Below are 11857 nucleotides of genomic sequence, written 5' to 3'. Positions count from 1 at the left end.
ATGGCATTAGTACCTGTAGTTGTTGAACAAACAGGAAGAGGAGAAAGATCTTATGATATTTTTTCTAGACTATTAAAAGACAGAATAATCTTCTTAGGAGATCAAGTTAACGATGCCACAGCAGGGCTTATAGTAGCACAGCTATTATTTTTAGAAGCTGAAGACCCAGACAAAGATATACATTTATATATAAATTCTCCAGGAGGAAGTATAACTTCTGGAATGGCTATATATGATACTATGCAATACATCAAACCAGATGTAAGCACTATATGTATAGGTATGGCTGCTTCTATGGGAGCATTCTTGTTGGCAGCAGGAGCAAAAGGAAAAAGACTAGCACTACCAAATAGTGAAATAATGATACATCAACCATTAGGTGGAGCTCAAGGTCAAGCAACAGATATAGAAATTCATGCAAAGAGAATTTTAAAAATAAAAGAGACTCTAAATGAGATATTCTCTGAAAGAACTGGTCAGCCATTAGAAAAAATTAAAATGGATACTGAACGTGATAACTTCATGAGTGCACTAGAAGCCAAAGAATATGGTTTAATAGATGAAGTATTTACAAAGAGACCGTAGATAGAGAGAGGTGTTAATATGTCTAAATATGAAGAAAAACGACAATTAAAGTGTTCATTCTGCGGTAAAAATCAAGATCAAGTAAGAAGATTAATTGCAGGTCCAAATGTATATATTTGTGACGAGTGTGTTGAACTTTGTGACGAAATTATTCAGGAAGAAATAGAAGATACTATAGATGAAGATACTACATCTTTACCAAAACCAAAGGAAATGATGGAGATTCTAAATGATTATGTAATAGGTCAAGAAAAAGCTAAAAAAGCTTTATCAGTTGCGGTTTATAATCATTATAAGAGAATATACAGTAAAAAATCTAGTAGTAAGGATATAGAAATTCAAAAGAGTAATATACTTTTATTAGGACCTACAGGTTCTGGAAAGACATTACTTGCTCAAACTCTAGCAAGAACTCTAAATGTACCTTTTGCAATGGCAGATGCTACATCATTGACTGAAGCTGGATATGTTGGAGAAGACGTTGAAAATATACTTTTAAAACTTATTCAAGCTGCTGATTTTGATATAGAAAAAGCTGAAAGAGGTATAATATATATAGATGAGATAGATAAGATTGCAAGAAAATCTGAAAACCCATCTATAACTAGAGATGTTAGTGGTGAAGGTGTTCAACAGGCACTTCTAAAAATATTAGAAGGTACTGTTGCAAATGTTCCACCACAAGGAGGAAGAAAACATCCTCATCAAGAATTTTTAAAGATAGATACTACTAATGTATTATTTATATTAGGTGGAGCTTTTGATGGATTAGAGAAGATAATTCAAAAACGTGGTGGAGATAAAACACTAGGTTTTGGAGCTAAAATAGAAAGTAAAAAAGAATTAGATTTAGGGAAGCTATATGAAAAAGTACTTCCAGAGGATTTATTAAAATATGGTATAATACCAGAGTTTATAGGAAGAATACCAGTTTTAGCTACTTTAGAGTTGTTGGATGAAGATGCATTAATGCAGATATTACAGGAACCTAAAAATGCTCTAGTAAAACAGTATAAAAAGTTATTGGAGTTAGATGATGTTGAGCTAGAATTTGAAGAAGGTGCTCTTCGTGCAATCGCTAAAAAGGCCATAGAAAGAAATACAGGAGCTAGAGGACTTAGAAGTATAGTTGAAAGCGTAATGATGGAAACTATGTTTGAAGTACCATCTAGAGATAATATAAAGAAGGTTATAGTAACAGAGAAATCTGTGAACGAAGACTCAGTAAATCCTATCATAGTACTTAAGGATCAAGAGGAAAGTGCATAAGATGATGAAAAGGAGCTTTAAAAGCTCCTTTTTTTATGTTAATATGCTAAATATAAAATAGGTATCATTATTATAAAAATGTGAGTAATATACCTAGAATACCAAAGACGAATACAATTGCAATGGAACCAATTTTTCCTTTATATAAAAGATAAAATGATGCTATAAATGCAATTATTCCATATAAATCCCAATTAACTTCTTTGGCAGATGAAAAAGCTGCTGATAATATGAATCCTAGAGTAATTGGTCTAAGAACTGTCAATAAATTTTCTACCTTTTTATTATTTTTAAATTTAGAAAATAACTTTGATATAATAGTTAGACCTATTAATGCAAAAATTGTAACACCAATAGTTGCAGCTAGAGAACCAAAGAAGCCAGCAGTCTTAAATCCTACAAATGTAGCACTATTTATTGCTACAGGACCTGGTGTAGATTGTGATATAGCAAGTAAATCCAAAAACTCTTGATTAGTTATAAAGTGATATTTAGATATAAATTCTTGCTGGATAAATGGTAGCATGGCATAACCGCCACCAAAACTAAATGCCCCTATTTTAAGGAATATTAAGAAGAGTAGTATTATTTCTGACATAGACTATATACACCTCCTCCAATTATTAAATAAATAGGGCTTATATTGAATACACCAACAGATAAAACTGCTATAATTAATAGTAGTATGTTAGTTTTAGACTTTGGTAGTTTCTTGAACATGCTCGTAAAAGAATACAATATAAGAGCTATTACAACAGGCGCAACTCCTTTAAAAAATCCATCTAAAATTTTAGATGATGAATTTTTAAAGTATAGATACGATAAGACTAAGACTATACAAAATGATGGTAAAGCAGAGCCTAAGGTACATATAAGAACTCCTGGTATACCATAAAGTTTATATCCTAATAATACAGATATATTAACTGCCAGTACTCCAGGATAACTTTGAGCTATGGATAAATAATCAATAAATTCTTCCTGCTCTAAAAGTTTTTGTTTGTTTACAAGTTCATCTTGTATAAGAGGAACCATAGCGTATCCACCACCAAATGTAAACGCACCAATTTTTAAAAAGGTTAAAAACAATTTCAACATAATAGAAACCTCCAAAAGATAAATAACATCTAAGTATACTAATATTAATATTATATCATAATAAAAAGATAATATAGTATGATAGTATTCTAAGAATTTATCATTAATGTTGAAAATTAACTTGTTCAAATATATAATATTAAAAGCAAAGCAATTAGACTAGAAAAGGAGTAATGTTGATGGAACAAAATTATACTAAAATAGATCATGAATTACCATTAATTCCTCTAAGAGGATTAGCTATATTTCCATATATGATATTAAATTTTGATATAGGTAGAGAGATATCTCTTAAAGCTTTAGACCAAGCTATGATGGATGAAGAACTTATATTTTTAACTTCTCAGAAAGAAGCAGAGGTAGATGAGCCAGGAGAAGAGGATTTTTATCATGTGGGAACAATCTGTAAAGTTAAGCAAATGATAAAATTACCAGGAGATACAGTTCGTGTTTTGGTTGAAGGTGTATCAAGGGGTAGAGTAAAGAAAATAGAACAAGAAGATGGGTATTTCAGAGCAGTAATAGAAGAAATAGTATTTGATAGTGATAATTTGGATAGTGAAACAGAAGTTGAAATTGAAGCATTTGTAAGAAATGTATTTGATGCCTTTGAAGAGTATATAAATATTGGAAATAGGGTATCACCAGAAATATTAATATCTTTAGCTGATATAGAAGATGTAGATAGATTTATAGATACGATAGCTGCAAACATATATCTAAAATCAAGCCAAAAACAAGAAATATTAGAAGAATTTGATATTAGAAAAAGACTTGAACTTATTTATTCTATATTATTAGAGGAAATAGATATATTAAAAATAGAAAAGAAAATAACTTTAAGAGTAAAAAAACAGATGAATAAGGTTCAAAAAGAATATTATCTTAGAGAACAATTAAAAGCTATACAGAAAGAATTAGGTGAAGAAGAAGATATAAACTCTGAAGCAGATGAGTATAGAGAAAAGCTTAAAAAAATAAAAGCACCTAAGACAACTAAAGAGAAAATAGAAAAAGAGATAGATAAATTTTCAAAAATATCTTCTATGTCTCCAGATGTATCTGTAAGTAGAAACTATTTAGATACTATATTCTCATTGCCATGGAATAAAGAGACAAAAGATAAATTAGATATAACTAAGGCAAAAGATATATTAGATGAAGACCATTATGGATTAGAAAAAGTTAAGGAGAGAATACTAGAGTATCTAGCTATAAGAACTCTTGCTAAGTCACTTAAAGGTCCTATAATATGTCTAGTTGGTCCTCCAGGAACAGGAAAGACATCTATAGTAAAATCAATCGCCAGAGCATTAAATAGAAAATTTGTAAGAATATCTTTGGGTGGAGTTAGAGATGAAGCAGAAATAAGAGGTCATAGAAGAACTTATGTAGGTTCAATTCCAGGAAGAATAATTAATGGGGTAAAAGAAGCCCAAACAAAAAATCCTGTATTCTTATTTGATGAGATAGATAAGATGGCAGCAGATTATAAAGGTGACCCAGCTTCAGCAATGCTAGAAGTATTAGACCCAGAGCAAAATAAGGATTTTGTGGACCATTACTTAGAAATACCTTTTGATTTATCAAAAATACTATTTGTTACAACAGCAAATAGTCTAGGTAATATACCAAGACCATTATTAGATAGAATGGAAGTAATAGAAGTATCTGGGTATATAGAAGAAGAAAAATTAAATATAGCAAAAAAATACCTACTTCCAAAACAGATTAAAGAACATGCTTTAAAAGAAAGCTTTATAAAAATAGATGATGAAACTTTAAGAAGTATAATCAACCATTATACAAGAGAAGCTGGAGTAAGAACACTAGAAAGAACTATTGGTAAGATTTGTAGAAAGGTTGCAAAAAAATACGTTGAAGACCCAACTCTTGAAGAGGTTGTTATAAATAAGTCTGACCTAGAGACATATCTTGGAAAAGACATGTTTAAGTATCAACTTGCAGAAGTTAACCCTCAAATAGGATTAGTAAATGGTCTTGCATGGACAGAAGTTGGTGGAGTTACACTTGAAGTAGAAGTAAACGTACTTAAAGGTAAAGGAGAAATTGTATTAACTGGAAAATTAGGAGATGTTATGAAGGAATCTGCGAAGACAGGTATCTCTTATATAAGGTCAATAGTGGACAAGTTTGATATAGACCCTGAATTTTATAAGACGAATGATATTCATATACACATTCCAGAAGGTGCTGTTCCAAAAGATGGACCATCAGCTGGTATAACTATGGCTCTTGCAGTAATCTCAGCACTTACTAAAAGACCTGTGCCTGGAAATATAGCAATGACAGGAGAGATAACTTTAAGAGGTAGAGTCTTAGCAGTAGGAGGAGTTAAAGAAAAGTTATTAGCAGCTCATAGAGCTGGTATAACAAAAGTATTAATTCCTAAAGAATGTGAAGCTGATTTAGATGAAATACCAGAAAATGTAAAAGAAAAAATGGAGTTTGTGCTTGTAGAACATATGGATGAAGTATTAGAACAAGCTTTATTAAAGAGTGGTGAAAATAATGAAAATTAGAAGTTCAGAGATAACTATGAGTGCTGTGAATAAATCACAGTATCCAGCAGAAGGAATCCCAGAGATAGCATTGGCTGGTAGGTCAAATGTTGGAAAATCATCAATAATAAATACATTGCTTAACAGAAGAAACTTTGCTAGAACCAGTCAAACACCAGGAAAAACTAGAACTATAAATTTTTATCTAATAAATAATGAATTTTATTTTGTAGACCTTCCAGGCTATGGATATGCAAAGATAGCTAAGTCTGAAAAAGAAAAGTGGGGAGGTATAATGGAACGATATCTAGAAAGTAGACAAGAGTTATGTTCTATATTCCTACTTGTAGATATTAGACATGAGCCTACAGCAGATGATAAGCTTATGTATGAATGGATAAAGCACTTTGGATATAACTGTGTAGTTATTGCAACTAAGGCAGATAAAATATCTAGAGGACAATATCAAAAACACATAAGTATAATAAGAAAAAAATTGCAAATGGAAAGTAGTGAAAAAGTAATTCCTGTTTCTTCACTAAAAAAGACTGGTGTTGAAGAATTATGGGAAGAGATTGTAAATCAATACAATCAACATGGATATGAAATAACAGTAGATTAAATTTAAAATGTTAAATATTGACATAAGATTTGTTTGAATAATAAATGTAATAATAGTTAGTTTTAATTATATTAATATTAAAGCAAAATATAGGATGCCTTAAAATAGTTTTAATGAACTTTTTTTGGCATCCTTATTGTTTATAAACAATAAATATCAGTAATTTTGCTAAATACTAATAAATTTTAGTAAGGTATGGGAAAATTAGTATAAATTAGTTCAACTAAAAAATTATTGACTTATGTAGTCAGCAATAAATAGCATTTAAGAAATAGATTTATCTGTTTTTCTCATAAAGAAAACAGTTAGTATAAGCCCTATAAAACATACTGATGCTGCAATCCAATAAGACTGATTGCTAGCTATAACATAGGCTGATGTGTGACTTTTAAACTTTTGATTGTATGTAAGACTTTGTGCAAAAAAACTACTAAAAAATGCTGTTCCAAGAGCAAATGATAAATTACGAATAGTTGCAAGAAAACTGCCTCCGTATCCCTGTTTTTGAGGAGGAACATCTGCTAAAATACTACTATTGTTTGGTGAACTAAATGCTCCTAGCCCAAGTCCAAAAATAACTAAACATACAATTAAAAGATACAATGGAGAATCTGCTTTTAAAAGTGCCATTCCAACTAGTGAGATGGTCATAAATGAAAAAGATGCTGTTAGAATGTTTTTTGCACCGTGTTTATCAGAAAGTGAACCTGCAATAGGTGCTATAAGTACCATAATAAGTGGATGTACAGTCATTACATAACCAGCCATCATAGGAGATAAATTTTTTAATTGTTCTAAATAAAATGGAAGTAGAAAAGATACTGCCATTTGAGGAAAATAACAAGCTACTCCAATGATATTGCCTACAGTAAAGTTTCTATTTTTAAATAGAGGTAGGTCAATAAAGCTTTGTTCAAATTTTACTTCTCTTAATGCCAACAATAAGAAGATTATAAGTGCTGTTATACCTAAATACAATCTTGTATTACCCTTCTCATTCATTGCAAGTAATATAAGCGTAGTGCAAGATGCGAAAAGTAGAAGACCTGGAATATCAAAGCTCTTGTTTTGTTCATCCAAAACAGGTTTAGGCAGAAATTTAATGCCAAGAAAGACTGCTATAATACCAATAGGTATATTGATAATAAAAATAGAAGGCCATCCAAAATGTTCTAAAATTATACCTCCAATTACAGGACCACTCATATTTCCTATACCAACTACAGCTCCAGTGATTCCTATAGCTTTTCCTTTTTCATTTGCTGGAAATGCATTGGAAACTATACCAAGCCCAGTAGCCATTAAAATACTTGCTCCAACTGCCTGAAAGATTCTTGAAGAAATTAATGTTGATAAATTGTTTGACATACTACACAGAAAAGAACCTATTGTAAATATAAAAAATCCTAATGTGTATAGACGATTTGAACCTACTTTATCGCCAAGTTTTCCGAAAAATAACATAGTAGCTGTTACAACAAGCATATAAGCTGTTACAACCCACTGAATTTGTGACATGTTAATTTTAAAGTCAGCAGCAATTGTAGGATTTGCGATATTTAGTATACTTCCATCAAGAGTAGACATAAATACACCAATACAGATGATAATCAATACTATCCATTTTTGTTTCATGATAACACTCCAATCTTAATAGATTTTATAAGTACGATATAATTGTAAAATAAACAACAAAAAAAGCACCTGTATATTAGGTACCTTGAATATGTCTAATTTCATGAATAAATACGGTAGTTGAAGGATTTGTATAGATTACTCATGTAAAATTACATAAAGGTACTCATATACTATTTTCTTCTACCATCCAGATTTTACTGTCGGCTTTGGAATATGACCAAATTATGCCATAAGGCTCGCGGGCTTTTACTGCCGATAGGGAATTTCACCCGTTTATGAAGAAAAACAGATGTATTTTGTAATATTATTTTAACATAAAATTATAATGGAAACAATTGGATTTAAGTAATATCCAGCTGTATTACAATACAAATATTTCAATATGGACACTTAAATTGTATTTATAGATAGAATAAGGAACAGTATGAGAATCTATAATAATTAGATAAAATTAACCTGTTATTAGTATTAGATGGCAAGTTTTAAATTTATCAAAATCAGAAAGCTGTAATAAAATTCTTATAATATGAATATCTTAATTAAGAGATATTGTAAATTATGAGGAGGCGCTAATATGGAAGGAAAGGTAAAGAAGGCATTCCCGGGTGGAAATACATCACAAGGCTCATATTCTTTTTTTGACTATATAATTCCTGAAAATGTAAAAAGAGTTTTTTGTTTAAAGGGTGGACCTGGAGTAGGAAAATCCTCACTTATGAAAAAAATTTATAAAGAGTTTTTGCATAGAGGATATGATATTGATTTATATCATTGTCCTTCTGACCCAAGTTCGTTGGATGGTTTAGTTATAAAGAAATTAGGCGTGGTACTTATGGATGCAACTGCCCCACATACTATGGACCCAAAGCTACCTGGAGCTTTGGATGAGATAATTAATTTAGGTGATTACTGGAATACAGAAGAATTAGAAAAGAATAAACAAGAAATATCAGTTTATGATAAAGATATTAGTAATTCATTTAAAAGAGCATTTAAGTTTTTAAAATCAGCAGAACCAATCTTTAGAGACATAGAAGAAAAATATTCTGATTGTATGGATTATGGAAAAGTAAATTTGGTCACAGAAGAATTTATAAAAAGGTTATTTGATGGAGTTAAAAGCACAGGAAATCTAAAAAGAGAAAAGCATTTATTTGGTTCAGCTATAACTCCTGTAGGGTGTTTAGATTATACAGAAAACATTTTAAAAGATGTAAAGAAAGTCTATTATTTAGATGGAGAAATAGGAACTGGGAAAACTACATTATTAAACAAAGTATATAAGAAAGCTATTGAAAAAGGTTTAAATGTAGAAGTTTATCATTATCCACTTATTCCAGAGAAAATTGAAACTGTACTATTAACTGATTTAGATATAGGCATAACTATAAGTACGACTTTTAAAGAAGAAGATACAATTGATTTAAATCAGTTTTTAAATAGAGAAAAACTACTTAAATATGAAGAAGATATTAAATTTGATGAAAAAGTTTTAGATGATTTAATTTGTTGGGCAGTACTAAATCTTAAGAGAGCCAAGTCTAAACATGATATTATAGAAAGTTACTATAGTCCTAATATGAGATTTGATGAAGTAGGGAAATTAAGAGATAAGTTAATTAAAAGAATTTTAAAATATGAGGAAAACTTATAAACGTATATGTTTAAAATTAATGTTAATAATAATATAATTTTTAGTAAATTGGTGTAGCTTTGAGGCTATGCCATTTTACTTTTTTTGCTAAAAAATGATATTAATAATCTCCAAAGTCATTATTTGTTTTTCATAATTATTATTTCCGTTCCTAATTTATGTTTTTTTATAATATCACAACAATGTTTATTGAAAGTTTATATAATTTTAAGAACATCTAAAAATGCATACTTGATATTGGTAAATTAGTGATAGGAGTTCAATGTATGATATTATATACTAAAGATGAATTTTAATATATAACTTTGATATAATAAGCATATGTAAATGTTTAATATTTAATTAAAGAAAATTATCATATAAAAATAAATTTGTAAGGAGCAATACAGTATGAAAAAACAATATGTGTTTATAATACTAGCAAGTACTATTTTAGGTATACTTGTTGGAACCATATTTAGAGATTATAACAATGAAGAAACAGTTTATACAAGCAAAGACAAGTCAATAAGAAAAGAAATAAAAATGACAAGAAAATCTATAAAAGAATTAACCAAAGAGAAAGACAAGTTAGATAAAGAAATTAATTCAATGAAACAAAATCAAAAAAATTCTGAAGAAATATCAGAAATAGAAACACTTAGAGATAGTCTATCATATTCAGATGTAAAGGGTAGTGGGATAATATTAAGTATAGATGCTATAGATGAAAAAACAGGGAATATAGCTAATAGTATAGACTATAATAAGATTCTTGTAAAAGTTATAAATGAATTAAAAGTAAACGGAGGAAAATACATAGAAATAAATGGTCAAAGAATTAATCAATATTCAGAAGTTGTACTTGCAGGAAGCCATATAAATATAAATGGAGTTCCTGTAGCACAACCATATGAAATAAAGTGCATTGGAGATAAGGAGAAACTATCTAATTATGTAGATAAAGGTAGTAAATATTTAGATAGCATACAAACCAATTATCCAATGAAAATAAGCATAAAAACTGAAGAAAATATCTCTATGAAAAAAATGAATATACCTAATAAATTAAAGTATATAAAGGGTGATTAAGATTATATTAGAGGAAAGCAGTTTGCCAATGTTAATACCAGAAAAACTTGCAAAAAAATATAATGTATTTCCAGTTGAGTTTCAAGATGATAATTTAGTTGTAGAAATAGAAGATGAGGATATTTATGCTCTACAGGACTTGAGATTAGCTACAGGTAAAGAAATTATATTGAAGAAGGAGAAAAAAGAACTTATAAGTGAAAAGATTGAAAAATATTATAATAGCTTTGAACTTGATGAGGATTATGCAAAAAAATTATTTGAAAATCTTTTAGAAAAAGCTATAAAAGAAAACGCAAGTGATATACATATAGAACCATTTAAAGAACATTTAATAGTGAGAATGAGGGTAGATGGAGAACTAAAGGAAGTATCAAAATTTTTAGTTGATGTCTATCCATCATTGTCTACGGTTATAAAATTAAAGGCATCAATGGATATAACAGAAAAAAGGCTTCCTCAGGATGGTAGGGTGGATATAAAGTTAGGTGGAAATTTAATTGACATTAGAGTTTCATCAATACCAACTGTCTATGGTGAAAAAATAGTTTTGAGGATACTTAATAGAGATACTTTTTTAAAAGACAAATTAGAACTTGGTTTTTCAGAGGAAGCTATAAAATCTATAAATCGTATAATAAATAAAAGAGCAGGAATATTATTAGTGACAGGTCCTACAGGTAGTGGAAAGACTACAACAGTATATTCCTTATTAAATGATTTAAAAGGAATAAATAAAAATATTATGACTATAGAAAATCCTGTAGAGTATAAGATGGATGGCATAAGTCAGATTCAAGTAAATTCAAAAGTAGGGTTGAGCTTTGATGTAGGTCTTAGAGCGATATTAAGACAAGACCCAGATATAATAATGGTCGGAGAAATAAGAGATGCAGAAACAGCTAAGATAGCAGTAAGAGCAGCTATAACAGGTCATTTAGTTATAAGTACTTTACATACTAATGATGCAGTATCTTCCATAGCTAGATTACTAGAAATGCAAATACCACCATATCTTTTAAATGCCTCTCTTATAGGTGTTATATCTCAAAAGTTGGTTAGAAAAGTCTGCAATCATTGTAGCCATGAGATTATGATAAAAGATAATTTTAGTGGAGATGTAAATACTAAGGTAGCTGTAGGGTGTGAAAAATGTAATGATAAAGGATACTTTGGAAGAACAGCAATTTATGAAATCTTAGAAATTAATGATGATATAAAGACATGTATAAGAAATATGGAGGATTCTAGTACTATTAAAGATGTGGCACAAAATAATGGAATGATAACATTTGAAGATAGTTGTAAAAGACTAATAAATGAAAAAATAACGACATTAGAAGAGTGTTTAGTAGTAAATGAAATGATTTAACTGAATTGTATAGTTAAACTTCGTTT

At 29.4% G+C, this 11857-nt stretch carries 10 protein-coding genes and 1 riboswitch; of the genes, 7 read left to right on the top strand and 3 right to left on the bottom strand.

What is annotated here, in order from left to right; genetic code table 11:
• Both clpP and clpX read left to right on the top strand, forming a co-directional pair.
• The gene (clpP, locus tag CDIF1296T_RS17150; RefSeq protein WP_009898474.1) at positions 1–585 is read left to right on the top strand and encodes an ATP-dependent Clp endopeptidase proteolytic subunit ClpP; all 585 of its coding nucleotides are present in this window, start codon (positions 1–3) and stop codon (positions 583–585) included.
• An 18-nt stretch (positions 586–603) separates the two neighbouring features.
• The gene (gene clpX / locus CDIF1296T_RS17145; protein ID WP_003417105.1) at positions 604–1854 is read left to right on the top strand and encodes an ATP-dependent Clp protease ATP-binding subunit ClpX; all 1251 of its coding nucleotides are present in this window, start codon (positions 604–606) and stop codon (positions 1852–1854) included.
• A 70-nt stretch (positions 1855–1924) separates the two neighbouring features.
• Here clpX and CDIF1296T_RS17140 read toward each other — a convergent pair whose 3' ends face one another.
• Complete coding sequence (locus CDIF1296T_RS17140) at positions 1925–2452, bottom strand: chromate transporter (RefSeq protein WP_003427941.1); 528 nt, start codon at positions 2450–2452, stop codon at positions 1925–1927.
• Positions 2440–2952 (bottom strand): chromate transporter, encoded by a 513-nt coding sequence (locus tag CDIF1296T_RS17135; RefSeq protein ID WP_003417110.1) that lies wholly within the window; start codon positions 2950–2952, stop codon positions 2440–2442. Before CDIF1296T_RS17135 ends, CDIF1296T_RS17140 begins: the two co-directional genes overlap by 13 nt.
• 179 nt (positions 2953–3131) lie before the next feature.
• Here CDIF1296T_RS17135 and lon point away from each other — a divergent pair, with 179 nt between their 5' ends.
• Positions 3132–5495 (top strand): endopeptidase La, encoded by a 2364-nt coding sequence (lon, locus tag CDIF1296T_RS17130; protein WP_009898472.1) that lies wholly within the window; start codon positions 3132–3134, stop codon positions 5493–5495.
• Positions 5485–6096, top strand: coding sequence for a ribosome biogenesis GTP-binding protein YihA/YsxC (gene yihA / locus CDIF1296T_RS17125; RefSeq protein WP_009891775.1), 612 nt, complete (start codon positions 5485–5487; stop codon positions 6094–6096). The genes lon and yihA overlap by 11 nt, the downstream gene beginning before the upstream one ends.
• Positions 6097–6360: 264 nt before the next feature.
• On the opposite strand, the gene CDIF1296T_RS17120 is transcribed toward yihA, so the two are convergent.
• A complete protein-coding gene (locus CDIF1296T_RS17120; protein ID WP_003435615.1) occupies positions 6361–7731 on the bottom strand; it encodes an MFS transporter in 1371 nt (456 codons plus the stop codon).
• Between the two features lie 174 nt (positions 7732–7905).
• Positions 7906–8021, bottom strand: a riboswitch (FMN riboswitch).
• 287 nt (positions 8022–8308) lie between these two features.
• Between CDIF1296T_RS17120 and CDIF1296T_RS17115 the strand changes: the two genes are divergently transcribed.
• From CDIF1296T_RS17115 to CDIF1296T_RS17105, 3 genes are all read left to right on the top strand, one after another.
• Entirely contained in the window at positions 8309–9388 is a 1080-nt protein-coding gene (locus CDIF1296T_RS17115; RefSeq protein WP_003435617.1) for an ATP-binding protein, read from the top strand.
• Between the two features lie 390 nt (positions 9389–9778).
• The gene (locus tag CDIF1296T_RS17110; RefSeq protein WP_009898469.1) at positions 9779–10459 is read left to right on the top strand and encodes a DUF881 domain-containing protein; all 681 of its coding nucleotides are present in this window, start codon (positions 9779–9781) and stop codon (positions 10457–10459) included.
• Positions 10452–11831: a GspE/PulE family protein gene (locus CDIF1296T_RS17105; protein WP_003435622.1), complete on the top strand. Its 1380-nt coding sequence runs from the start codon at positions 10452–10454 to the stop codon at positions 11829–11831. The genes CDIF1296T_RS17110 and CDIF1296T_RS17105 overlap by 8 nt, the downstream gene beginning before the upstream one ends.
• The last annotated feature ends 26 nt before the right edge of the window (positions 11832–11857 follow it).

Source organism: Clostridioides difficile ATCC 9689 = DSM 1296 (assembly GCF_001077535.1).
Taxonomy (GTDB): domain Bacteria; phylum Bacillota; class Clostridia; order Peptostreptococcales; family Peptostreptococcaceae; genus Clostridioides; species Clostridioides difficile.
The sequence above is the reverse complement of the archived record's forward strand: the minus strand, read 5'-3'. Positions and strand labels throughout refer to the sequence as shown.